The sequence below is a fragment of the Maribacter hydrothermalis genome, assembly GCF_001913155.1.
Classification (GTDB): Bacteria; Bacteroidota; Bacteroidia; order Flavobacteriales; family Flavobacteriaceae; genus Maribacter; species Maribacter hydrothermalis.
This window is the reverse complement of the sequence record NZ_CP018760.1, coordinates 2,938,622-2,962,747: the sequence shown is the minus strand read 5'-3', so window position 1 is coordinate 2,962,747 and position 24,126 is coordinate 2,938,622. Positions and strand designations below refer to the sequence as shown.

The following is a 24,126-nucleotide window of genomic DNA, read 5'->3' as shown; positions in this document are numbered from 1 at the left end:
TTCTTCGGATTTTCATCCATTCTATTTTTGTAGTCCGTAGGGGAATCGAACCCCTGTTACCAGGATGAAAACCTGGCGTCCTAACCCCTAGACGAACGGACCATTATGTCACTGCTTTGGAAATACATCCAAAATTAAATTTGTAGTCCGTAGGGGAATCGAACCCCTGTTACCAGGATGAAAACCTGGCGTCCTAACCCCTAGACGAACGGACCATACTTTGCGCAATTGCGGATGCAAAAATACAAATATTTTTTACTATCGCAACACCTGTTTATTATTTTTTAAAAAAATTAATACGCTTTAGCAAAATATACTCTTTTATTAGATGGTTTACCTGTTACCATACAAACACCTAATTCTTCTTTAGCATCAATAGGAATACACCTTATCGTAGCTTTTGTTTCTTCTTTTATACGTTCTTCAGTTTCTTTACTTCCGTCCCAATGAGCAGAAATAAATCCGCCTTTTTCTTCTAAAACTTTTTTAAATTCATCGTAAGTATCAACTTCTGTAATATGGGAAGCTCTATAATCAAATGCTTTTTGGTACATATTTCTCTGAATATCTTCCATTAAAAACTCAATTTTTGCAACAATATCTTCTGCATTAACTACTGCTTTCTCCAATGTATCTCGTCTAGCCACCTCAAAAGTGCCATTCTTTAAATCTCTAGGTCCTATAGCCAACCTAACTGGCACCCCCCTAAGCTCATACTCATTAAATTTAAAACCTGGCTTGTGCGTATCTCTATTGTCGAATTTCACAGAAATATCTTTAGATCGTAATTCTTTCACCAAAGGCATAACTGCTTCAGAAATTTCATCTAACTGATCTAACCCTTTATAAATTGGCACAATTACTACTTGTATTGGTGCTAATTTTGGAGGAATTACTAAGCCGTTATCATCGCTATGTGTCATAACCAATGCTCCCATTAATCTAGTTGAAACGCCCCAAGAAGTAGCCCATACATACTCTTTACCTCCTTCTTTATTCGCAAATTTAACATCGAAGGCCTTTGCAAAATTCTGACCTAAGAAATGTGAAGTTCCTGCTTGTAGTGCTTTTCCATCTTGCATTAATGCTTCAATGCAATACGTCTCTATTGCTCCAGCAAATCTTTCACTTTCCGTTTTTGTACCTTTTATAACAGGTACGGCCATATGGTTTTCAACAAAGTCAGCATATACATTCATCATTTGCTCTGCCTCGGCAATTGCTTCCTGTTCAGTTGCATGAGCGGTATGCCCTTCTTGCCACAAAAACTCCGCAGTTCTTAAAAACAACCTTGTGCGCATTTCCCATCGAACTACATTCGCCCATTGATTAATAAGCAAAGGCAAATCCCTATACGATTGTATCCATTTTCTATACGTATCCCAAATAATAGTTTCAGAAGTTGGCCTTACAATTAATTCTTCTTCTAATTTAGCATCTGGATCCACAATAATTCCGCTACCATCCTCAGCATTCTTTAGTCTATAATGTGTTACTACAGCACATTCCTTTGCAAAACCTTCAACATGGCTAGCCTCTTTACTTAAATAAGATTTTGGAATAAATAATGGAAAATATGCATTTTCATGGCCCGTTTCTTTAAACATTTTATCCAATCCTGCCTGCATTTTTTCCCAAATACCGTAACCGTATGGCTTTATAACCATACAACCTCTAACACCTGAGTTCTCGGCCAAATCTGCCTTCACTACTAACTCATTATACCATTTGGAATAATCCTCGCTTCTCTTGGTCAAATTTTTACTCATTATCTAGACTTTGGCACAAATTTTGTGAATATTACAATATAATAATTGGGTAAAACTAGTTATTTTTAATATGTTCAACAATATAATTTTGATCCGATGATATATTCTTTACCCCTCAACAAACTTCGCAACATGGCAATGTTGGTGACACTAGTAATTTTAGTGGCATCATGCGGCTCTTATCAACAATCTTCATACTATGATAATGATGGAATCTATTCTGATAGTAATGTTACCGTAGTAGAAAGAAGACCAGAGCAACGAAAAAATAATCCAGAATCAGACACCTATTCAGACTATTTTGGAGAAAAAGCTAATCAATATGATGAAATATTAGATAGTGAAATATTTACAGATGTTGACTCTTACTCAAGCAACATGGTAAATGATAGCATTCCACAAGAACAGTTAACAGATTATTATACTAGTGAAAATGATTACCAAGGCTATGGTGGATGGGGCGATAACAACGCTAACGTGAGTATCAATATATATGATAACGGATGGAACAACTGGGGATATGGCGGACTTATCGGATGGGCCCATCCTGTTTACGGCTGGAATTCTTGGGGTTATGGCGGATATGGTGGTTATGGCATGTACGGTTATGGATGGAATAATCCTTGGAGATTTAATAGATGGAACAATTGGGGCTGGGGCGGATACGGATATGCAGGTTTCGGTTATGGATGGAACTATCCTTATTATGGATATGGATACGGTTATGGTTATGGTTATGGTTATGGCAATAGATACTATAATAGAAATAATGGCTACCACAATAGAAGCTATGCATACAACAACTCTAGAAGAGGCAACTATACTAGAACAACAACCAATAGCGGTATAACTTCTAATGCATTAAGAGGTAGGTCAAATGTAAACACACGTGGAGATTCTCCACGTTACAGAAGTACTACTTCACGTACTGCTACTGCACGTAGCACTTCAAATACTCGAAGTTCAAGAACTTACACTGGCAATTCAACAACCAGAAGAACTGTTGGCGTGGACCAAAATAGAGCCTATAGAACTAGTAGAAGCACAAGAGCTACACCAAGATATAGCTCTTCAGCAGCAAGAAGTTCCAATAGGTATTATACAAATCCGAATTCGACCGGAACTAGAACATCGAGCAGTAGAACTGTTACACCTAGAACTTCTACTTATAGAAATTCTAGTACAAGTGGCAATTATAGAAGCGGAAATAGTTATTCAACCGGTAGATCTTCTAGAAGTTCTAATACCGGATCTTACAGAAGCTCTAGTAGTAACTCAAGAAGTAGTTCTAGTGGTAGCTCATACAGGAGCTCTGGCAGCAGCAGTTCTAGAAGTTCAGGTTCCGTAAGGAGTTCCAGTAGCGGTTCTTCCAGATCATCGGGTTCGTCTTCTTCAGGCAGAAGTAGTAGCAGAGGAAACAACTAAGTTCAATTATTTTCAAATTTTAAATTATTGCAATGAAAAGATATATAATTTTCATAGTACTAGCAGTATGTGCAGTCGGTAACGCCCAGAATATTAATGAAGTATTACGTTATAGTTCAGAAAATCTTCAAGGTACAGCCCGTTTTCAAGCTATGGGTGGAGCTTTTGGGGCATTAGGTGGTGATTTGTCATCATTAAATGTAAATCCTGCAGGATCAGCTGTTTTCAACAATAGCTTATTTACGGTATCTGGCACAACGTTTAATGCCAATAATCAATCTAGTTATTTTGGCACTAGCAGGGATACCAAAAATAACACAGTAGATCTAAATCAAATTGGCGGTGCGTTTGTTTTTAAAAATACCGACTCAAACTCCGACTGGCAGAAATTTACCTTAGCTTTTAATTATGATGTTGTAACTAATTTTGATAACAAGTACACTATTTCAGGAAATAGTACTCAAGGTGTAGATGGCTACTTTCTAAGCTACGCACAAGGGACACCCTTTGGTTCTATTCTATTACAAGATGGCGAATATCTCGAAGAAGCATATTTAGATATTGGTTCTGCACAAGGGTTTAGTGATCAACAAACATTTTTAGGTTATTACGGAGGCATTATAGACCCAATTGCGCAAGATGATAATAACACCGATTATACTAGCAATACCACTTACAACACAGTAAATCAAGAATTCCTAAGAAGAACTACAGGGTATAACAGTAAATTTACGCTGAATATGGGGTCTCAATTTAAAGAGAATATCTATATGGGTGCATCGTTAAATTTTCACAATGTTCTTTATACAAAATATGACCAATTAACGGAGAGTGGCTATGATCCAACTTCGGAAATACAACGATCTACTTACGATAATTACTTACGAACAGATGGTAACGGCTTTTCTTTTAGCTTAGGTGCTATAGCAAAGTTAAATGAAATAGTACGAGTTGGTGGTAGCTATCAATCGCCAACATGGTACAGATTTGAGGATGAGTTTTCTCAACGTATTAATTCTGATTTAGCCGATGATGAGATTAATTTCATAGATTTTAATATTGTAAATCTTTTTGAAAGATACACTGTAAAAACACCAGGTAAACTAACAGGTAGTATTGCAGTTATTTTTGCAAAAGACGGACTATTAAGTTTTGACTATGGTTATCAAGATTTTTCGAACGCAGAATTACGCCCAACCGGTGACCCAAGTTTTCAAACTGTAAATAATCAAATTTCTAATACTCTTGGAGCGGTATCTACTTTTAGATTGGGTGGAGAATACAGGATTAAACAAATTAGCTTAAGAGCTGGATACCGATTTGAACAAAGCCCCTACACTAATGGAAATACTATTGGAGATTTAAATGCTTTATCTGGAGGAATTGGGTATAATTTCGGTGGTAGCAGATTAGATTTTGCCTTAAGTCATTCACAACAAGACATAAGTGAACAACTATTTGATGCAGGCTTTACCACACCAGCCTTTGTTAACAGAAAAAATACAAATGCAACTTTAAGTTATACCATAAACTTTTAACTAAGGTTGACAACATAAAAAAGGCGCAAATTTTGCGCCTTTTTTTATCTCTTTAAAGTAAAATGTGTCTTCCTAGTTTTAGCCACAAGTAGCCCCTCCTCTATTTCACCATATTCAAAACGAAACCAATAATCAGTAGAAGGCATTTGCTGTCCATTAAAAGTACCATCCCAAGTACTATTAGGAGCTAGCTGCTTTAATAGTTTACCATATCTATCAAAAATAAAAACGACAGGATTTGTTAAGGTTTCAATTCCTAAAATATTCCACCCATCATTAATACCATCCCCATTAGGTGTAAAAAACTTGGGATACCCTACAACTAAAAATTCTAAAGGTTCGGTTATACCACATCCGTTCTTATCATTAATTATTACCGTATTAATACCAGGAGGAACATTCATAAAAACAGACTCATCTTGAAATGGGCCGTTGTTAATAGCGTATTCGTAATCTCCGTTTCCTTCAACAAAAAATTCAACATTATTTTGATCTGGATCAATAGAAAGGTTCGTATCTAAGGTTTCTACATAATCTAGAATAGGGGTCCCAAAAAAGGTTATTAATACACCACTATCATCGCTTACAGTAGGTGGTGTTCCAGTTATAGTGGTAATGGAAGCAAAATAGCGTCCGGAATTAGGACTCACAACAACTAATTCTGCGCCATAATCGCCAGAACCGGTAAGTGTATCATCTACAACTCCGTCATCTTCATAGTCAACCGTCCATTCTACATTTGCTATATCAGCCCCTGCTGGTGAATTCAATGCACTTATAGTAATATCATCATCTCCTTCACACGCAATAATATCCAGACCTAAGAACTCATCACGTAACGTACAGTCTAAAGCGGTATTTTGATCATCCCTAACCGAATTACCTGTAAAAGTTAACATAAAAGGCTCTGGGTCGCCAGTAAAGTTATCGGCAAAATTATTTATAAGTATATAATATATCTCACCTGGCAGTACATCTAGATATTCATCATAGGTATTTTGGCTACCTGTTAAAGAGGCGGCACCTTCTTGACCACTTTCCGGGTTTATGCCCAATCCAGTAAAATTGGTGTCATTTACTTCATAGTTACATCGTATAGGTTGCGCTGTACCGTTACTAATACTTGTACAATCTACATCTGGCCCGTATACGGCAAAATCCCATTCTGCAGTGGGTGTTGAACCAGAAGAAACTAAAGCTTCAATATCAAAACCAACTTGACCTCCAGTACCTGCTCTAAAAACAAACCAGGATGTATTATACTCAATATTGGCCGAAACAAGACTCCCTTTTTCCAAACAACCTGTTTGCAATATAACATCTGGATCAAAATCATCAACATCACCTGTACCACCAGCAATACCCATAATAGGCTGGTCTGCACAAACTGGGATTGCCGTTCTACAATCGGCTGAATTTTGGGCAGTTATATTCCAATAGAAAAGAAACAAACAACATATAGAACAAATAAGTGTCCTCATAGAAAGTGTGGCTATTAGTATACGTAACGTATATAATAACTACACATGCCAAGGTTTAGTATCTTACATCGAATATTATGGTATTTAATCGATAAAATACACTACAATTTTTGTAACTAAAACGATTAACGCTTTAAAGTAAAGTGATTATTTATATAAGATGCGTTTGTTTTTTGGCCTAATGAATTGGTATACGATAGCTTGAACCAATAATCAGATTCAGGCAATAACAATCCATTGAATGCACCGTTCCACCCACTAGAATTTTCATTTAATTGATGCAATAGTTTACCAAATCTATCATAAATAGTTATTACAGGATTATCTAAAGCCGACAATCCGTCTACTTTCCAGGTATCATTAACATTATCTCCATTAGGTGTAAAGAATTTTGGAAATCCTACTACGACAATATCTCGGGTGTCTAATCCGCACCCATTTGCATCGCGCACGGTAATTGTGTGCTCACCGGGGAATAAATTATTGAATACTCCGCTATTCTGTGGCGTATCATTATCCACTTGAAATTCAAAATCGCCATCTTCTTCTAAGAAAACACGTACTATATTGGATGCATCATCTTCATATTCTATAGTAATATCTGAAATAATCGGCGGACTGGAAAACACAACTGTTACCGAACGGATTGTAACACATTGTATTAAACCTTGCGTATTAGTAACTGACAAGGTATAAATACCTGCTTCTGCAACAGTAATTAATGATGAAGTTTGACCCGAACTCCATTCATAGGTAAAATTTGAATCTGGATTTTCTTGCCCAATTGTAGCTATTGGTGCATCTCCACAAACAAAAACGTTAGTATCAAAGTTCAAATCTGGCAATTCAATTCCGTTAATTTCAAAAGTTTCGGAAGCATCAAAACACATTGAGTTTTCTATAGACGTCGTTCTAACATATATGGTTTGCAAAACCTCTGTTGGTATAAATTCTTTTGAAAGTGCGTTAGCACCATCGAATGCATCTTCAAAGCTTTCATGATAAGATACACGAAACTCTATTGAACTTTGTCCTCCCAATGCTTCAACATCTTTTGCATTAAAATCAATTGCCGTACCATCTAAACAAGCAGTTTCATCTTCTAATTCAAATGTTTCAGGAGAAGGTGCATATGCAACTTGAGTTTCGCTAATTAAATTATTTCCTAATGGTCTTACCACCAAAACACGATACATACCTGAAACCGCTATAGAAAGTTCAGGGTCACTTTCTCCCGGTATACGTTGGTAACCTGTACCAGCATCTAAGTACCACTCATAGTCTAGAGCGTCTACCGTAGTGGCATCCAAAACCACAGTTTGATTCTCACATGCAATAATTGGCGGTCCTAATAAATTATCAATTATATTACAATCTAATGCCGAATTTGGATACGCTATAAATATGTTACCAGAGAATTGAATGGAAAAGCCTGAATTGTTATTACTATAGTTATTTATTAATAAAAGATAGTCTTCACCTGGAGTAACATTTAACCAATCGTCATATTGAATATTATCAATCCCAGTGGGATCTTCACCTACACCAATGTAGCTACTGTCATCAGAATTATCAAAGTAATTACATCTTACAGGCTCACCTAGCGCACTACAATCATCCGTTTTATATAATGCAAAATCCCAATCTTCATTAGAATCAAAACCAATATTAAAACCTAATTGCCCAGTTTCCCCACTTCTAAATCGATACCATGCCGAATTGGTTTCTATAGTACCTGTCGCTTGGGTAATACAACCAGAAATAGATGCTCCATTAAAGTCATCAACGCCAAAGCCATTAGTCCCTGCGTTTATTGGCGTATTATTACAAATCGGAATTGCATTTATACAATCTGGTGCAACTTGAGAATAACTAACTAAGGCGCAAAATAAATTTAAAAAAAGGATGGTTATACCATACTTACCCATAGGTGACATAAAATTTGGAATTTTAAATTTAACTAGACCTTAACGTTATGGCTAATTTATGTTGTGTAATGCCTGTAATAAGTTATAAAGTGGCACATATTGTATATCTTTGCGCCTTCTAAAAGATAGATAAAATGAAAATTGAGGATACACTGGAAAATCAATTTGACGAAATAGGGAACGACCACATTTCTTCGTCAGAAGATACTCCATTACGTTCTGACGCTTTTGAATTGGACGATGCGGAAAAAATTGAACGTATTCGTGAAAATGTACGTGAAATTATGCTAACGTTAGGTTTGGATTTGTCCGACGATAGTTTAAAAGGAACGCCTAACCGAGTTGCCAAAATGTATGTTAACGAAATATTCGGTGGTTTAAATCCTAGTAGAAAACCTAAGGCCTCCACTTTTGACAATAAGTATAAGTATGGTGAAATGTTGGTTGAAAAGAACATAACATTATATTCAACTTGTGAACATCATTTACTGCCCATTGTAGGTCGCGCACATGTTGCTTACATCTCTAACGGTACCGTTGTAGGTCTTTCTAAAATGAACCGCATTGTTGATTATTATGCTAAAAGACCTCAAGTTCAAGAACGCTTAAATATTCAAATCGTAAGAGAATTACAAAAATCTTTGGGTACCGAAGATGTTGCCTGTGTTATTGATGCAAAACATCTTTGTGTAAATTCTAGAGGAATTCGCGATATTGATAGTAGTACCGTAACTGCTGAGTATGGCGGTAAATTCAAAGAAGAATTGGTACGTCGAGAGTTTTTGAACTACCTTAATTTAGATACCCATTTTTAATAGCATATAGCTTTATGCAACTGTACGAAAGTCAAGAAATAAAAGTATATAATTCCCTTACGGGAAAGAAAGAAGTTTTCAAACCCATAAACGAAGGCCATATTGGGATGTATGTTTGTGGACCAACCGTTTATAGCAATGTACATTTAGGAAACTGCAGAACTTTCATGTCTTTTGATATGATTTTCAGATACTTTAGACATCTTGGTTACAAAGTACGCTATGTTCGCAACATTACGGATGCCGGTCATTTAGTTGATGATGCCGAAGACGGAGAAGATAAAATTGCAAAAAAGGCACGATTAGAAAAATTAGAACCCATGGAAGTGGTACAGCGTTATACTGTAGATTTCCATAATATTTTAGAGAAATTCAATTTCTTACCTCCGAGTATTGAGCCTACGGCAACTGGTCATATTATTGAGCAGATAGAAATTATTAAGGATATTCTTGAAAAAGGATTTGCTTATGAAACCAATGGTTCTGTATATTTTGATGTTGCTAAATTCAACCAAGAACACGAATACGGTAAACTTAGCGGACGCAAACTTGAAGACATGATTGCCAATACGCGTGATCTAGCCGCGCAAGACGACAAACATAACCCACAAGATTTTGCTTTATGGAAGAAAGCAGAACCACAACATATTATGCGCTGGCCTTCACCGTGGGGCGATGGTTTCCCTGGGTGGCATTTAGAGTGTACCGCTATGAGTACAAAATACTTGGGCGAAACATTTGATATTCACGGCGGCGGAATGGACCTTAAATTTCCACACCACGAATGTGAAATAGCACAGGCTGAAGCTTGTAACGGCAAAAGTCCTGTTAACTATTGGTTACATGCCAACATGTTGACCTTGAACGGAAGAAAAATGGCTAAATCTACCGGAAACAGCATTCTTCCAGGAGAAATATTTTCAGGTGAAAATGAGATTTTAAGTAAACCTTTCTCTCCATCTATGGTTCGTTTCTTTATGATGCAGGCACATTACACCAGTATTTTAGATATGAGTAACGATGCATTATTAGCTTCTGAAAAAGGGTTCAATAAATTAATGGAGGCCATTAACAGCCTAAAATCATTAAATACCGGAAAGACCACCGATTTTGATATTGCAGACTGGAAGACATCTTGTTATGCAGCTATGAACGATGATTTTAATTCGCCCATCTTAATTGCAAAATTGTTTGATGCCGTTAAACACATCAACCTTATAAAAGAAGGTTCGGAATCTATTACCCTAGAAGATAAACTAGAGTTAGAAAACACTTTACACGGTTTGGTCTTTGATGTTTTAGGTTTAGAGAACAAAAGTAGTTCTGATGCCCATACCGAAAAATTAGGTGGAGTTGTAGAATTATTGATTGAATTGCGAAAAGCAGCTAGGGAAAACAAAGATTTTGCCACATCTGACCAAATACGTGATCAATTAGCAGCGTTAGGTATTCAATTAAAAGACGGTAAAGAAGGGACTACGTACAGCCTTTAATCTAAAAATTTAGAGTTGTGAATTTTAGACTGGTATTCACCAGGTGCTAAATGTTGCCTTGTTTTAAAGACCCTGTTGAAGTAAGACCTGCTTTCAAATCCGCAATCGAGATATACATCCTTAATGCTACGTTTAGGGTCTTGCAATAGACCTACAGCTAATTTTATACGCTCGTTATTTATAAACTCTACCGGAGAAATACCAAGCTCTAATTTAAAGGTTCTATAAAAATGTGACGGACTCATACAAGCTATCTTACTTAAGCTATCTACGTTTAATGATTTATGTACATTATCTCTTATGTAACGTATAACTTCGGTAAGCCTGCTTTCCTTTTTAATGGATAATGTGGCATTACTATATATTTTACGCTCGTTGGTCTGCAAAATGCGTATTATAAGTTCACGCAACATATTATCTACAAATAAGTCTTTAGAGGGGTGATCTTCAGAAAACAGAAACAAGAGACGTTGAATAATTTGAAATATGCCCCTGTCATTTACAAAATGAAAATTATAGTCCATTAATCCCCAAGCTTCTTTGGTGCTCTTGGGCATATTCTCATTCATGAACTGCAATACCTTATTTATCTTATCCTCAGAAATAGCCATTGCCAAACATCTAGTGGGGTTCTTTGCCATGGCTTCGGGAAAATCAATACACATTCCCTCATTTGCCGGCAATACTAACGACTCACCCGGTAGAAAATCAAATGACTCATAATCTCGTAGGTGCATAATCTTCTTTCCCTGTATCATACTCGCCAAAACAGGTTGTTCAAATTTCAATAATATACTTGCTGCTTGCTCATGTGTTTCAAAAACATGCATGGCAGCATTGTTCATGGTATAAGAGGTTTGGTTCTCGACCAAAGTCTCTAATCGTCTTCCATTAAAGAAATTGTCAGATAACTGAATCACATTAATTTTGATTTAATTTTAAGGAATTTACAAAATTATATACTTAAAAAAATCATAAAATCAATATATGATAGAATAGTTCACATTATTCGTAGAATGCGTCAGATGAATTGAGTACAAGAGAAGTAATTTTAGAATATCGTATTGGCATACCTAAAACGATAAGACTTCTATTATTAACTTAAATCATATATTATGAGCACAACAGCAACAGTAGAAAAAGATGTTCTTCAGAAACCCAAGTTTAAAAATCAGTATGAAAATTTTATTGGCGGAAAGTGGGTAGCGCCAAGTAAAGGAGAGTACTTTGACAATATTTCTCCAGTAGACGGAAAATCATTCACAAAAATACCTAGATCCACAGCCGAGGATATTGATAAAGCCATTGATGCCGCTTGGGTAGCAGCCAAAACATGGAATGCTACTTCAGCAACCGAAAGAAGCAATATGCTTTTAAAGATTGCCGATAAAATTGAACAAAATTTAGAAGTTCTTGCAAGGGCAGAAACTTGGGACAATGGTAAAGCAATTCGTGAAACCCGTGCAGCAGATTTACCATTGGCGGTGGATCATTTTAGATATTTTGCGGGTGTCATAAGAGCTGAAGAAGGCTCTGTCAGCGAATTAGATTCTAATACGGTGGCTTTAAATGTCACTGAACCATTAGGTGTTGTAGGACAAATTATCCCATGGAATTTTCCGTTATTAATGGCTACTTGGAAATTAGCTCCAGCATTAGCAGCCGGTAACTGTGTAGTTTTAAAACCTGCTGAGCAAACCCCCGTAGGAATTTTAATTTTAATGGAAATCATTGAAGGTATTTTACCTGACGGAGTTCTAAATATTGTAAACGGATTTGGTGCAGAAGCAGGTAAACCATTAGCGTCTAGCCCAAGAATCGATAAAATTGCCTTTACCGGAGAAACAACTACCGGGCAATTAATTATGCAATACGCATCTAAAAACATTACTCCGGTTACCTTAGAATTAGGCGGTAAATCTCCAAATATATTTTTTGAGAGTATTATGGATGCAGACGATGAATTCTTCGACAAGTGTTTAGAAGGAGCAAATATGTTTGCACTTAACCAAGGTGAGGTATGTACCTGCCCGTCTAGAATGTTGGTACAAGAAAGCATTTACAACAAGTTTATAGAACGCGTAATTGAACGTACCAAGGCGATTAAAATGGGGCACCCGTTAGATCCGAATACTATGATGGGGGCGCAAGCATCAAACGATCAGTTCGAGAAAATTCTTAGCTACATAAAAATAGGGAAAGAAGAAGGCTGCGAGGTACTTACTGGTGGTTCTCAAGCGTACAATGAAGGTTTAGAGGGTGGTTATTATATACAACCAACCATCTTAAAAGGAAATAATAAAATGCGTGTATTCCAGGAAGAGATTTTTGGACCCGTACTTTGCGTTACCACTTTTAAAGATGAAGCCGAAGCAATTGAAATTGCAAACGATACTCTTTATGGTCTAGGTGCTGGCGTTTGGACACGTGATACACACCAAGCTTATCAAATTTCAAGAGCCATTAAAGCTGGCAGGGTTTGGGTAAATTGTTATCACCTATACCCTGCACATGCTCCCTTTGGCGGCTACAAAAAATCTGGTATTGGTAGAGAAAACCATAAAATGATGTTGGCGCATTACCGTCAAACAAAAAACATGCTTATCTCTTACGATAAGAAAAAAATGGGGTTCTTTTAAAAACGAATTACTATGGAAACAAAAAGAGTATTGGTAACCGAAAAAGCGGCTGAAGTAATTGCTCAGCTAAAAGAAAAGCATGGCGAACTCATGTTTCACCAAAGTGGTGGCTGTTGTGATGGCTCATCCCCCATGTGTTTTGAAAAAGGTGATTTAATGCTCGATGATAACGATGTTTGGCTAGGCAACATAGAAGGCTGCAATTTTCATATGTCTAGAGACCAATTTGAATATTGGAAACACACCCAACTAACGGTTGATGTGGTCCCTGGCATTGGTTCAAGTTTTTCATTGGAAATTCCATTAGGACTTCGATTTTTAATACGATCTAGATTATATTCTGAAGAAGAGTCTAAAAATCTAGAACCTATAAGAATAGGTGTCTAAACAATACTTTTTTTTCAGAAATCTGGATGCATTGCATCCGGATTTCTTATTTCATAGAATTAGTCGTTTTGTAGTAAATTTGTAAAGTCAATTATTTACTGTGAAAATATCATTAAAAAAAATTCTTATTACTCCTTTTGTTGTATTGGTTCGTTTTTACCAAATAGCAATATCCCCTTACACTCCAGCAACATGTAGATATTCCCCTACTTGCTCACAATATACTTTAGAAGCATTAAAAAAACATGGATTGTTTAAAGGCGGATGGATGGCAACCAAACGTATTTTCAGTTGCAACCCATGGGGTGGAAAAGGCTATGACCCAGTTCCTTAATTAAGTTTCAAACACAAATTCAAATACAAAATTCAAGTTCAAGTCAAAAAAAGCTAACTAAATTTAAAAGTTCAGTTGGTCATAACTTTGACATAGTCAAATAACCAAGTTTTTCTATTTTATAACATCTATTTTCTCTTCTCTATTTTCTCATCTCTCTTTTCTATCTTCTCTTTTCCCAACGCTCTCTTTTAACTAAATGCAAAACCGATTTTCCAGTTCTAAAGCCTAGGGAGTTTTCTATTTTATTATCTTAGCCTTTCTAAATTCAATACATGCATTTTTTAGGAATTACTTGGAACCCTAATGAAACACTTTTTAATATAGGGTTTATACAAATAAAGTATTATAATTTACTATGGATTACCGCTTTTGCATTAGGATGGTTTCTAATGAAAAAGATTTTCCTCAACGAGAAAAAATCTGTAGAACAATTAGATTCTCTTTTTATTTATACAGTATTGGGCACAATGTTAGGTGCTAGGTTAGGTCATGTTTTCTTTTATGACTGGGCCTATTATTCTAATCACATAGTAGAAATACTTTTGCCCATTCGCGAAAGTGACACAGGTAGTTTATTATTTGGATTAATTAACGGCTATGAATTTACAGGTTTTACTGGTTTAGCAAGTCACGGAGCTACTCTTGGTATAATAGTAGGCACCTACCTATACACAAGAAAGTACCCAGAATTTAGCATGTTATGGATATTTGACAGAATGGTAATCCCAGTAGCTATTGGTTGCTTTTGTGTTCGTTTAGGTAACTTTTTTAATTCTGAAATTAATGGTAAAATCGTTGATGAAAATTTCATATTCGCTACAAAATTCATTCGGGATTCAGACGATTTACACCCTTCTAAAGCATTAGGTATTACACAAGAAAAAACTGTAAATGCCGCTTATGCAGCTATAGAAAACAATCCAAAATTTTCTCAATATTTAGCGGAGATACCATACCGCCATCCAGCTCAAATGTATGAAGGTGTAGGGTACCTTTTCATTTTCGTTCTATTATATTTCCTATACTGGAAAACAGATAAAAAGAATAGGCCAGGTTACCTATTTGGGCTATTTTTTGTGCTACTATGGACCGTACGTTTCTTCGCTGAATTCGTTAAGAAAAGTCAAGGTGGATTTGAAGAATCTTTGGGCTTGCTATCAACCGGTCAATGGTTAAGTATACCTTTCATTTTAATTGGACTCTACTTCATGTTCAGAAGTACTAAAACTGCATAATGTTAAAGGCAACACTCAAAAGTTGGTTTGTATTAATTTTCATAGCAATACTACTTTTTTCGTGCAAAGAAGAATCTAAAAAAACCATTGCTACAGAAAGTATAGATTTTACCCATGAGGGAGACTTAACTATCTTTTCAAGTACTAGTGATATAATTAAGGCTAAATTCAATATTGAATTTGCAGAATCTGATTATGAAACCCAAACCGGACTTATGTACCGCAAGGGAATGGATAATAATCAAGGGATGTTATTCATTTTTCCTAATGAAAGAATGCATTCTTTTTATATGAAGAATACAGAGTTTCCTTTAGATATTATATACATTAAAGAAAATCTAAAAATAGCAAGTTTTCAAGAAAACGCGCAACCACTAAACGAGGCTGGTCTGTCATCTCAAGTACCTATAAAATATGTCCTGGAAGTCAATGCTGGGTTAGTACAAGAATTAGGGCTATCCACTGGTGACAGCATTAATTTTAATAGAAAGTAGATTACCCCTATATATTTATCCCATAATGCCAAAGTACGTATTATTCAACGAGGAATCTGAACGCTTACTTTTTAAAGAAGTGCGCCCATCAGATTTTGAAAATTGGCTACCTTTTCATGAAGAACCTTTAAGTAGTCAATATTGGTCAGGTTTACCAACAGACCCAAAAGTCGCCTGCCAACAACAATTTGCCAGAATTTTTGAACGATACAAGGAAGATTTAGGCGGTATGAATGCTTTATTCTTAAAGGACAACAAGACCTTAGTAGGTCTTTGTGGAGTACTGATACAAGAAGTGAATAAGAAAGAAGAATTTGAAATAGGCTATTCTATATTACCAACATATTGGCGACAAGGTCTTGCTTTTGAAGCCGCCGAGAAATGCAAACAAGTAGCTTTCAAAAAAGAATGGGCAAATAGTTTAATTTCAATTATACAAGTTGATAATATTCCTTCCCAAAAAACAGCTATTAAAAATGGTATGTATTTAGACTTTACAACCACCTACCACAATAACGAAGTTCATATTTTTAGAATAAACGCATAAATGAATCATTGGGCAATATATTTAGACAACAATTCTGATAAAAAAGGCTTTATTAAGGATTTTCAACACGGTAGAATACCATTAGAGCTAAAAGAATTCAATACTAAAATTGGAAAATTATTTTCTGCTTTTACCTTGGATAAATTAATTGATGAAGAAGATAAGCACGATAATAAGATTATAAGTTCTGAAAAACAAGCCTTAGAAACCATGTCAAGTGGAGAACAAAAAAGAGCGCTTCTTCATTACTTACTAAACCAAAAACCGGATTATATTATTCTAGATAATCCTTTTGACAATTTGGATATCGATTTTCAAACAGCGCTTAAATCCATACTTAAAGAACATTCAAAAGACATTACTTTTATTCAATTGGCCAGTAGAAAGGAAGACACCCTTTCTTTTATTGAACATTTCGGTAGTATTAAAAATGATGAGTTTTCGGTAGTTGAAACATCATCATTTAATAAAAGTTATACCTCACATACTTTTAATTCCATAAATATACCCGCATCAACAACCCATTACGATAACCTTGATGACACCTTAATCGATTTTAAAGACGTAAGTATTTCATATGGTGAGAAGCAAATACTAAACAATATTAACTGGAGAGTAAAGAAGGGTGATTTCTGGCAACTTGCAGGAGCTAATGGCAGTGGTAAATCTACCATGCTTTCCATGATATTTGGAGACAACCCAAAAGCATACGGTCAAGAAATTTATTTATTTGGGAATAAAAAAGGTAGCGGGGAAAGTGTTTGGGATATAAAAAAGAAAATTGGGTACTACGCACCTGCAATGACACTTAAATTTCATGGCAGATATTCTATAGAGCACATGCTCATTTCCGGTTTAACCGACTCCGTAGGTCTTTATACCATACCAACGGAGCTTCAGAAAAGAATTGTAAACCAATGGTTGACCCTTTTAGATTTACAAAATTTAAAAAACACATACTTTAAAACTTTATCTACCGGTCAACAACGACTGGTAATGACCGCGCGTGCAATGGTTAAAAATCCCCCGTTATTAATCTTAGATGAACCAACTGCAGGTATGGATGATAAATCTGCCAGTTTATTGGTTGCTTTGGTCAATAAGATTGCCAATGAAACGAACACCGCTATCATTTTTGTTTCCCATAGAAAAGAAAAAGGCTTAAAAGCCAAACAAATCTTAGAACTCAAGCCTAGCGTAAGGGGTTCTTCGGGAATTATTAAGTAATGTCCAACTTTTTAAAACGAAAAAGCCGTTCATTTCTGAACGGCTTTTTCTATTTGAGTTAGTTATAATATCTACTATTGTTTTGATTCTTCACCAGAAGTAATTTTCTTACTCAATGCATCGAACATTACAGGAGTTGCAATAAATACAGATGAATAGGTACCTACTACGACACCAATGATCATTGCGAACATGAATCCTCTTAACGATTCACCACCAAAAATGAAAATTGATAATAATACTACCAATGTAGTTAAAGACGTATTCAATGTTCTACTTAATGTACTATTTATTGCGTAATTAATATTTGTGCCACCTTTCCAGCCACGTTCTGCCAAAGTTTCACGAATACGGTCAAACACAACCACAGTATCATTCAGCGAGTAACCAATTACTGTAAGTATAGCAGCTATAAATGCTTGGTCTATTTCCATATTAAATGGCATTAATTTACCAAAAATAGAGAAAACACCCAGTACAATTAAAACATCATGGAAAACTGCTACTACAGCACCTAATGAAAATTGCCATCTTCTAAATCTTAATAAAATATATAAGAATACAACTGCTAAAGACCCTAAGATTGCCAAAAATGCATTGTTCTTAATATCATCGGCAATCGTAGGTCCGACCTTAACAGATTGCAAAATACCAACAGCTTCATCTTCAACACCACCTAGAACAAAAGCATCTTTGCTAATACCATCCGGCAAGTATTTTTGTAAAGAAGTGTATAGTTTATCCTGAATTTCAGCATCAACTTCTATACCCTCTACATCTACTTTATATGGAGTAGTAATTTTAACTTGATTAGACTCCCCATATGTTTTTACATTAGTTCCGCTACCAAAAACAGTATTCAATTCAGATGCTATTTCAGACGGATTTACCGCCTGCTCAAAACGAACAGTATATGAACGTCCACCAACGAAATCAACACCTTGTTGCAGTCCAGGACCAAAGAATAAAGAAAATAAACCTACTGCTACTAAAATTCCAGAAATAACATAAGCAATCTTTCTCTTTACTAAGAAATCGATGTTTACACTCTTGAAAAGATTTTTAGTTAAACTCGTTGAGAAATCTAAACTTCTACCTTTTCCGCCAACATACCAATCAACCAATAAACGTGTGATGAAAATTGCTGTAAATAAAGAAGTAATAATACCTATTAATAAGGTAGTTGCGAAACCTTTAATTGGCCCTGAACCGAAAATAAATAAAATTATTGCAGTTAAACCAGTTGTAATGTTTGCATCTAAGATAGAAGACAATGCATTTCCAAAACCGTCCGCAACTGCCTGGCTCTTACCTTTGCCTTTTGCCAATTCTTCTTTAATACGCTCAAAGATTAGTACGTTAGCATCAACAGACATACCAATAGTTAAAACAATACCCGCAATACCAGGTAAGGTCAACACAGCATTTAAACTAGTAAGTACCCCAAAAATTAATAAGATGTTTAACAAAAGTGCCACATCAGCAAATGCCCCAGCTTTACCATAATAAGCAATCATCCATAAAAGAACAATAGCCATTGCTATTAAGAATGACATAAAACCACTATCAATAGCTTCTTGACCTAATGAAGGACCAACAATTTCTGATTGAATAATTTCTGCCGAAGCAGGTAGTTTACCCGCTCTAAGTACATTGGAAATATCTTTTGTTTCGTTTACGGTAAAATTACCGGTAATTTCTGAACGACCTCCGGAAATAGGTCCTGAAGAAACACCAGGTGCAGTATATACTTTGTTATCTAAAACAATTGCAATACCAGTTTGGTTTGCATATGCATCACCAGTTAATTTCTCCCATTCTTTAGCACCTTTCGTGTTCATAGTCATAGAAACAGCAGGCTTACTGAACTGGTCAAAATCAGCTCTTGCATCACTTACTACGTCACCACTAATTCTAGGCGTACCTTCTCGGTTAGATTTTAATGCATACAAATCAATAACTTCAGTTTCTTCCGTAGAAGGTCTTTCCCATACAAATTTAGTAAACTGAATATCTGCAGGCAATAATCTTCTAATTTCTGGCATTCTTAAGTAAGAACCAATAGTCGCAGTATCTTTAATGGCTGCGCGAAACATTGCATGACTACCTGGATTAGCAGGTATCAACAATTCGTATAAAGGATTAACTTGAGTCGCTAAATCTAAAGAATCAGCAGAAACATCAGAAAGTAAAGAATCTAATTCTGACTCTTCTTTAATTTGCTCTGGTCTTTCAACATCAACTATTTCCTTTAATTTCTCGTTTGCTTGAATTAAGAATGTGCTAAAGCTAGTATTACTTTGCTTATATGTTTCCCAAAACTCTAATTGAGCCGTACTTGATAATAAATCTTGCGCACGAGCAATATCTCTAGCACCAGGCAATTCAACTAATATACGGCCAGAGTTACCTTCTCTTTGAATGTTTGGCTGTGTAACACCAAAACCATCAATACGTTCCCTTAAAACCTCAAAAGCAGAAACGATAGACTCATCTATTTTTCTAAGGATGATAGGCTTAACCTCATCATCAGACATTTGAAAATTGATTTCATCACTTAAACCTTTATTTGCAAAGATATCTGGTGAAGCCAATTTTGTATCTCCCTTTATGTTATCGAAAGCTTGGAAAAATAAATCAATATACGTGTCATCACTATTTTTAGAAGCTGCGTCAGCATCTGCCAAGGCTTTATTGAAAACTGGGCTTTTAGTATTGTTCGCCAATCCCTTAAGAATATCCTTAACAGAAATTTGAAGTGTTACGTTTATACCACCTTTAAGATCAAGACCTTTATTTAGTTCTTTCTTTTTAGCCTCATTATAATTGGTATAACCAAGAATAGCATTGTTACCGATAGAATCTAGGTAGCTAGCAGCTACAACTTCTCTTTTTGCCACATAGCCTTCTTCCGCTTCCGCTACACGGCTAGCTGCGAAGGTGTTCGCTTCCTTTTCTACTTTACTTGTAATGAAAGTATAGGATAGCTGGTAAATACTAACTAACCCAAATAATAAAGCAAAAAGCTTTATAAGTCCTTTATTTTGCATTTTAATAATTTATTTAATTTATGTTGATTACTATTTTAGAAATTTTAGATATGTAAGGCACATGAGTTATCATCAAAGTGCTTACATACTTTAGATATATTTTTATTGGAAATTAGCTATTTCCAGAAGTGTAAGGTCCAGCCCTTACTTCCGGAATTATTTGTGAAGTATTATCTATTGCTAGTGCAATATTGCTATAAATCTTATAAGCTTTATCTGAAAAAACATCTTGTTCAAAAACTAGGGTGTTATTAAACTGTAGTAATACTGGATAAGCAAATGTATTATCGTCTTGCTTTTGAACTACAACAAGAGTTGCGTTTAATGCAATGCAATTATCAATTTGCTGAAGTAGGTCAGATACTACTAAGTTATACTTTTCTGGAAGTTGTTCTTTTGGAGAATCTGCAGGAAATTCATCATCGATTGTTAGTGACAGCGCATTTTCTTTAGAAAGGAATTCTTTTACGCTAATAGCATCAACATCACTATAATAACGTATACTTAATTGTGCACCGTCATTTTCTATAACTTCAATTGCATCAACACCTAAGACTTCTAATTTCTTGGTAATCACTGCCAAAACCTCATCATGGGCAGCTTTTGAAGCCAACTCTACATCTGCAAATTGTAATAAAATTTGTTGATTAGAGGCTTTCTTTTGCTCTTGACTTAGCCCAAATAAGGCTAGAATAATAAATAAAGTACTTACGCACCATTTTGCATTCATGCGGCAAATATAAAAATAAAGATTATACTAGTTCGTTTATTTTTTACATTATATATTTCCTAAGTTCAACTTCTTAAATAAATAAAACCTTTATAGTTGAACTATAAAGGTTTTATTTATTGTGTATTTGAGAGTACTATAACTCTAAAAGTCCGTTTGTTTTAGAAACGCCTTCAGCACTTTCTTTCATTTTAGCTTTTTCAGCATCGCTTAATGGAATATCAATTATTTTCTCTATTCCATCTTTTCCTAATAGTACTGGAACACCAATGCAAATATCTTTTAAACCGTATTCACCATCTAACATTGTAGAACATGGAAACATTTTCTTTTGGTCACATGCAATTGCCTGTACCATTGAAGAAACTGCCGCACCTGGTGCATACCATGCACTAGTTCCTAACAATTTCGTTAAAGTTGCACCGCCTACCTTAGTATCCTCTGCAACTTGTTGTAATCTATTTTCAGATAAAAATTCTGAAACACGAATACTATTTCTTGTAGCATGTGATGTTAATGGCACCATACCGGTATCACTATGTCCACCAATTACCATACCATCAATATCGGAAATAGGAGCTTCCATAGCTTCAGCTAAACGATATTTAAATCTTGCACTATCCAAAGCACCACCCATACCAATAATTCTATTTTTAGGTATACCCGTAGTTTTATGTACTAAATAAGTCATGGTGTCCATTGGGTTACTAACTACTATGATGATAACATTTGGCGAATGTTTTAATAAGTTACTAGATACTGTTTTTACGATACCTGCATTAATACCTATTAGTTCTTCCCTAGTCATCCCTGGTTTTCTAGGTATACCAGAGGTGATTACGGCTATATGGCTATCAGCAGTTTTTCCATAATCATTTGTACTACCGGTAATTTTAGTATCAAAACCCATTAATGATGCGGTCTGCATCAAATCCATTGCTTTGCCTTCAGCATATCCTTCTTTAATATCTAAAATTACTACTTCAGATGCAAAATCTTTAATAGCAATGTACTCTGCACAACTAGCACCTACTGCTCCTGCACCAACTACTGTAACTTTCATGTATTTATGTTTTAACGAATTATTATTTACAAAATGGAATTACCCATTCTATATTTATTGAGTTTTCATTTCAAAAATAGGAATTTCTTGAGGAAAATTCATCTAGAACATCTTATTTTATTACCCTGATCAAACTTTAAAAACATCGATTAAATGCATCGGCTGTTAAAAAAAATGACACTTTAACGAAGATATCGGAAATTAGTTACCATACATCGAATTTAAATAATAACACAAAAGTCGTCACGTTATTTATTATGGATCCCAAATCCAAAATTAAATTAACCTACTTATGACTAAAAAGTTATTCTCTTTGGTGGCTATTTGCGCCATAGTTTTACTTGCAAACTGTTCCAGAATAGAACAGAATACTGATCCCATAATTGGGATATGGTCACAATCAAAAATTATTACTACAGAAAATACTGCTAAACAATCGATTCGAAAAGAATGGATTTTCAATGACGTTTATTTAGGTAGATATCATGAGATAGAAGGCAACACCATTACCCTAAAGACAGATTTCAACTGGTCTAAACAAGGTGACCTTTATACCATAGAGTATAGAGGCGTTGAGGGAAAAGCCAATAATTACATTACTATTCAAAGCCTAGAAGATCATTATTTTCTTAGGAATAAAGACGGGGCTACATTAGCCACTAGGGAATAAACGATTTTAACAGGGCCATGGGAAAAAGTCTGTTCGGAGCAATCCGGGCAGTCTTTTTTATTTATATCAATTTATCTGTTGATTATTGGTTAAAATATATAATTCTAGAAACAAGTATAAGTCCAAAAAACAAACTCAAGATCAAGTTAAAACTCAGTTTAGCAATTTATATATTTTACAAATTAAGTAGTTTCTCTAAACATCTTACTTTACTATGTAATATCCACACTATCCTTTTTTACCTAAAACCAAAGTTAACGCCTACTGTGGCTGTATTAAATTCTCCCAAATTATATTCTGCATTCAATCTAAAGAACCCTAATTTAAGTTTAGCTCCCAAAGTTCCAGTTACGCCATTTACCTTTTTAGTAATGGAAAAAGGATCAACATAAGTATCAGATGCAAATGGCCCGCTAGTTACTCTGTAGGTTCCTAAAACATCTGTAACCGATTTCCCTGTTATGTAATTAACTCCTCCATAAAAATTAATTATCGGTAATTTTGTAGATACAACCGCACCAAATGCCCAGCTAGTAACCTCAGCTTCTATTCGCTGATCTTCACCATCGATTAGTTTTGCATTGGTTAAATCATAATCTCCATTAATATTCGTATACCCTATAACAGCAGAAATTGCAACAGGTAAAATTTTATCAGCTGGCAGTAACTTCGTAAAATCGTGCTGAATACCGAAGCCAATTAGCCCTATGGATGCGTCTTCATACTGTATTTTCGGCAAAAATCTTGCCTTTAACTCTGTGCCTTTAATTAAACCAACACTGGCCTGTACGTAACCAGTGGGTACAAAATTTAGATCTTCACCCGCTAATCCTGATGGCAGTTCAAAAGTTTCACGAACCGTTACCCCCAATACCTCGCCCTCTACATATACCTCCGTACCAGAAATATCACCTAGTGCCGTGGATACTTCTCTAGCAACACCCGGATTTTGGACAAAGTCTAAGTTCTCATATTCATTAGGATCTAGAATAAAAGTCTTTTTATCGTCCTTATTCTTAAATCCGGTAATATTACCGATAATAGAAATTTCGAATCCGCCCAATGGTTTTGCATCTGCGGTATTATACCAGCCAGTAGAAATATTATATATGACACTTTCTGAGAGAGGCTCCATGTAAGAAGCAGTAAATTTTTCAGCATCTTCTACCCCAGCTGCAAGAACATTATTAAAATCTGCTTGCGCTGTTACCAATAAACTTGCACCTAAAAACAAAGTAGTAAGAAAATTTTTCATGATCGTAATTTTGTTTAAAACTAAAAAACCTGCGCTGTAGGCG

Annotated in this window: 20 protein-coding genes and 2 tRNA genes; 12 read left to right on the top strand and 10 right to left on the bottom strand. The window is 35.3% G+C overall.

All coding sequences use genetic code 11. The features are described from left to right. Positions 1-30: 30 nt before the first annotated feature. From BTR34_RS12635 to proS, 3 genes are all read right to left on the bottom strand, one after another. Positions 31-102, bottom strand: a tRNA-Glu gene (locus BTR34_RS12635). A 41-nt stretch (positions 103-143) separates the two neighbouring features. Continuing rightward, positions 144-215 (bottom strand) — tRNA-Glu (locus BTR34_RS12630). A gap of 78 nt (positions 216-293) precedes the next feature. Further along, positions 294-1,769 (bottom strand): proline--tRNA ligase, encoded by a 1,476-nt coding sequence (gene proS, locus BTR34_RS12625; protein ID WP_068485971.1) that lies wholly within the window; start codon positions 1,767-1,769, stop codon positions 294-296. A 132-nt stretch (positions 1,770-1,901) separates the two neighbouring features. Between proS and BTR34_RS18800 the strand changes: the two genes are divergently transcribed. After that, complete coding sequence (locus BTR34_RS18800; protein WP_157483917.1) at positions 1,902-3,194, top strand: hypothetical protein; 1,293 nt, start codon at positions 1,902-1,904, stop codon at positions 3,192-3,194. A 32-nt stretch (positions 3,195-3,226) separates the two neighbouring features. Further along, positions 3,227-4,732 carry an OmpP1/FadL family transporter gene (locus BTR34_RS12610; RefSeq protein WP_068485965.1) on the top strand — a complete coding sequence of 502 codons (1,506 nt, stop codon included), beginning with the start codon at positions 3,227-3,229 and terminating at the stop codon, positions 4,730-4,732. A 44-nt stretch (positions 4,733-4,776) separates the two neighbouring features. Here BTR34_RS12610 and BTR34_RS12605 read toward each other — a convergent pair whose 3' ends face one another. After that, a complete protein-coding gene (locus tag BTR34_RS12605; RefSeq protein WP_068485963.1) occupies positions 4,777-6,213 on the bottom strand; it encodes a T9SS type B sorting domain-containing protein in 1,437 nt (478 codons plus the stop codon). 125 nt (positions 6,214-6,338) lie between these two features. Continuing rightward, positions 6,339-8,150: a T9SS type B sorting domain-containing protein gene (locus BTR34_RS12600; RefSeq protein WP_235843251.1), complete on the bottom strand. Its 1,812-nt coding sequence runs from the start codon at positions 8,148-8,150 to the stop codon at positions 6,339-6,341. Between the two features lie 125 nt (positions 8,151-8,275). Here BTR34_RS12600 and folE point away from each other — a divergent pair, with 125 nt between their 5' ends. Together folE and cysS are read left to right on the top strand one after the other, a co-directional pair. Continuing rightward, a complete protein-coding gene (gene folE, locus BTR34_RS12595) occupies positions 8,276-8,956 on the top strand; it encodes a GTP cyclohydrolase I FolE (RefSeq protein WP_068485961.1) in 681 nt (226 codons plus the stop codon). 14 nt (positions 8,957-8,970) lie between these two features. Continuing rightward, positions 8,971-10,449: a cysteine--tRNA ligase gene (cysS, locus tag BTR34_RS12590; RefSeq protein ID WP_068485959.1), complete on the top strand. Its 1,479-nt coding sequence runs from the start codon at positions 8,971-8,973 to the stop codon at positions 10,447-10,449. Here the strand turns inward: cysS and BTR34_RS12585 are convergent. Continuing rightward, positions 10,446-11,369 carry an AraC family transcriptional regulator gene (locus tag BTR34_RS12585; protein ID WP_235843250.1) on the bottom strand — a complete coding sequence of 308 codons (924 nt, stop codon included), beginning with the start codon at positions 11,367-11,369 and terminating at the stop codon, positions 10,446-10,448. The two genes, cysS and BTR34_RS12585, sit on opposite strands and share 4 nt — an antisense overlap. 195 nt (positions 11,370-11,564) lie before the next feature. Between BTR34_RS12585 and exaC the strand changes: the two genes are divergently transcribed. The 7 genes from exaC (at position 11,565) to BTR34_RS12550 (ending at position 17,315) form a co-directional block, all read left to right on the top strand. Then, complete coding sequence (gene exaC, locus BTR34_RS12580; protein WP_068485957.1) at positions 11,565-13,088, top strand: acetaldehyde dehydrogenase ExaC; 1,524 nt, start codon at positions 11,565-11,567, stop codon at positions 13,086-13,088. 12 nt (positions 13,089-13,100) lie between these two features. Continuing rightward, positions 13,101-13,475 (top strand): DUF779 domain-containing protein, encoded by a 375-nt coding sequence (locus BTR34_RS12575; protein WP_068485955.1) that lies wholly within the window; start codon positions 13,101-13,103, stop codon positions 13,473-13,475. 100 nt (positions 13,476-13,575) lie between these two features. Continuing rightward, positions 13,576-13,809 carry a membrane protein insertion efficiency factor YidD gene (gene yidD, locus BTR34_RS12570; protein ID WP_235843249.1) on the top strand — a complete coding sequence of 78 codons (234 nt, stop codon included), beginning with the start codon at positions 13,576-13,578 and terminating at the stop codon, positions 13,807-13,809. Positions 13,810-14,084: 275 nt separating this feature from the next. Next, positions 14,085-15,047: a prolipoprotein diacylglyceryl transferase gene (lgt, locus tag BTR34_RS12565; protein ID WP_068485953.1), complete on the top strand. Its 963-nt coding sequence runs from the start codon at positions 14,085-14,087 to the stop codon at positions 15,045-15,047. Then, a complete protein-coding gene (locus BTR34_RS12560) occupies positions 15,047-15,541 on the top strand; it encodes a DUF192 domain-containing protein (protein ID WP_068485951.1) in 495 nt (164 codons plus the stop codon). The genes lgt and BTR34_RS12560 overlap by 1 nt, the downstream gene beginning before the upstream one ends. Positions 15,542-15,566: 25 nt before the next feature. After that, the gene (locus BTR34_RS12555) at positions 15,567-16,088 is read left to right on the top strand and encodes a GNAT family N-acetyltransferase (protein WP_068485949.1); all 522 of its coding nucleotides are present in this window, start codon (positions 15,567-15,569) and stop codon (positions 16,086-16,088) included. After that, positions 16,089-17,315 carry an ATP-binding cassette domain-containing protein gene (locus tag BTR34_RS12550; RefSeq protein WP_068485947.1) on the top strand — a complete coding sequence of 409 codons (1,227 nt, stop codon included), beginning with the start codon at positions 16,089-16,091 and terminating at the stop codon, positions 17,313-17,315. A gap of 74 nt (positions 17,316-17,389) precedes the next feature. Here the strand turns inward: BTR34_RS12550 and secDF are convergent, their stop codons facing one another. The 3 genes from secDF to BTR34_RS12535 all read right to left on the bottom strand — a co-directional run bounded on the left by secDF (position 17,390) and on the right by BTR34_RS12535 (position 22,158). Further along, entirely contained in the window at positions 17,390-20,365 is a 2,976-nt protein-coding gene (gene secDF / locus BTR34_RS12545; RefSeq protein ID WP_068485945.1) for a protein translocase subunit SecDF, read from the bottom strand. A 112-nt stretch (positions 20,366-20,477) separates the two neighbouring features. Further along, positions 20,478-21,095 (bottom strand): hypothetical protein, encoded by a 618-nt coding sequence (locus tag BTR34_RS12540; protein WP_068485943.1) that lies wholly within the window; start codon positions 21,093-21,095, stop codon positions 20,478-20,480. A gap of 136 nt (positions 21,096-21,231) precedes the next feature. Further along, positions 21,232-22,158 (bottom strand): malate dehydrogenase, encoded by a 927-nt coding sequence (locus BTR34_RS12535; RefSeq protein ID WP_068485941.1) that lies wholly within the window; start codon positions 22,156-22,158, stop codon positions 21,232-21,234. A 292-nt stretch (positions 22,159-22,450) separates the two neighbouring features. On the opposite strand from BTR34_RS12535, the gene BTR34_RS12530 reads away from it, so the two are divergent. Beyond that, positions 22,451-22,828 (top strand): hypothetical protein, encoded by a 378-nt coding sequence (locus BTR34_RS12530; RefSeq protein WP_068485938.1) that lies wholly within the window; start codon positions 22,451-22,453, stop codon positions 22,826-22,828. A 238-nt stretch (positions 22,829-23,066) separates the two neighbouring features. Here the strand turns inward: BTR34_RS12530 and BTR34_RS12525 are convergent, their stop codons facing one another. After that, positions 23,067-24,083, bottom strand: coding sequence for a DUF6588 family protein (locus BTR34_RS12525; RefSeq protein ID WP_068485936.1), 1,017 nt, complete (start codon positions 24,081-24,083; stop codon positions 23,067-23,069). Between the last annotated feature and the right edge of the window lie 43 nt (positions 24,084-24,126).

Bases quoted from the DNA above. Each gene is read 5' to 3' on its own strand.
- proS (WP_068485971.1), bottom strand. From the start codon at position 1,769: ATGAGTAAAAATTTGACCAAGAGAAGCGAGGATTATTCCAAATGGTAT.
- BTR34_RS18800 (WP_157483917.1), top strand. From the start codon at position 1,902: ATGGCAATGTTGGTGACACTAGTAATTTTAGTGGCATCATGCGGCTCT.
- BTR34_RS12610 (WP_068485965.1), top strand. From the start codon at position 3,227: ATGAAAAGATATATAATTTTCATAGTACTAGCAGTATGTGCAGTCGGT.
- BTR34_RS12605 (WP_068485963.1), bottom strand. From the start codon at position 6,213: ATGAGGACACTTATTTGTTCTATATGTTGTTTGTTTCTTTTCTATTGG.
- BTR34_RS12600 (WP_235843251.1), bottom strand. From the start codon at position 8,150: ATGTCACCTATGGGTAAGTATGGTATAACCATCCTTTTTTTAAATTTA.
- folE (WP_068485961.1), top strand. From the start codon at position 8,276: ATGAAAATTGAGGATACACTGGAAAATCAATTTGACGAAATAGGGAAC.
- cysS (WP_068485959.1), top strand. From the start codon at position 8,971: ATGCAACTGTACGAAAGTCAAGAAATAAAAGTATATAATTCCCTTACG.
- exaC (WP_068485957.1), top strand. From the start codon at position 11,565: ATGAGCACAACAGCAACAGTAGAAAAAGATGTTCTTCAGAAACCCAAG.
- BTR34_RS12575 (WP_068485955.1), top strand. From the start codon at position 13,101: ATGGAAACAAAAAGAGTATTGGTAACCGAAAAAGCGGCTGAAGTAATT.
- lgt (WP_068485953.1), top strand. From the start codon at position 14,085: ATGCATTTTTTAGGAATTACTTGGAACCCTAATGAAACACTTTTTAAT.
- BTR34_RS12560 (WP_068485951.1), top strand. From the start codon at position 15,047: ATGTTAAAGGCAACACTCAAAAGTTGGTTTGTATTAATTTTCATAGCA.
- BTR34_RS12555 (WP_068485949.1), top strand. From the start codon at position 15,567: ATGCCAAAGTACGTATTATTCAACGAGGAATCTGAACGCTTACTTTTT.
- BTR34_RS12550 (WP_068485947.1), top strand. From the start codon at position 16,089: ATGAATCATTGGGCAATATATTTAGACAACAATTCTGATAAAAAAGGC.
- secDF (WP_068485945.1), bottom strand. From the start codon at position 20,365: ATGCAAAATAAAGGACTTATAAAGCTTTTTGCTTTATTATTTGGGTTA.
- BTR34_RS12540 (WP_068485943.1), bottom strand. From the start codon at position 21,095: ATGAATGCAAAATGGTGCGTAAGTACTTTATTTATTATTCTAGCCTTA.
- BTR34_RS12535 (WP_068485941.1), bottom strand. From the start codon at position 22,158: ATGAAAGTTACAGTAGTTGGTGCAGGAGCAGTAGGTGCTAGTTGTGCA.
- BTR34_RS12530 (WP_068485938.1), top strand. From the start codon at position 22,451: ATGACTAAAAAGTTATTCTCTTTGGTGGCTATTTGCGCCATAGTTTTA.
- BTR34_RS12525 (WP_068485936.1), bottom strand. From the start codon at position 24,083: ATGAAAAATTTTCTTACTACTTTGTTTTTAGGTGCAAGTTTATTGGTA.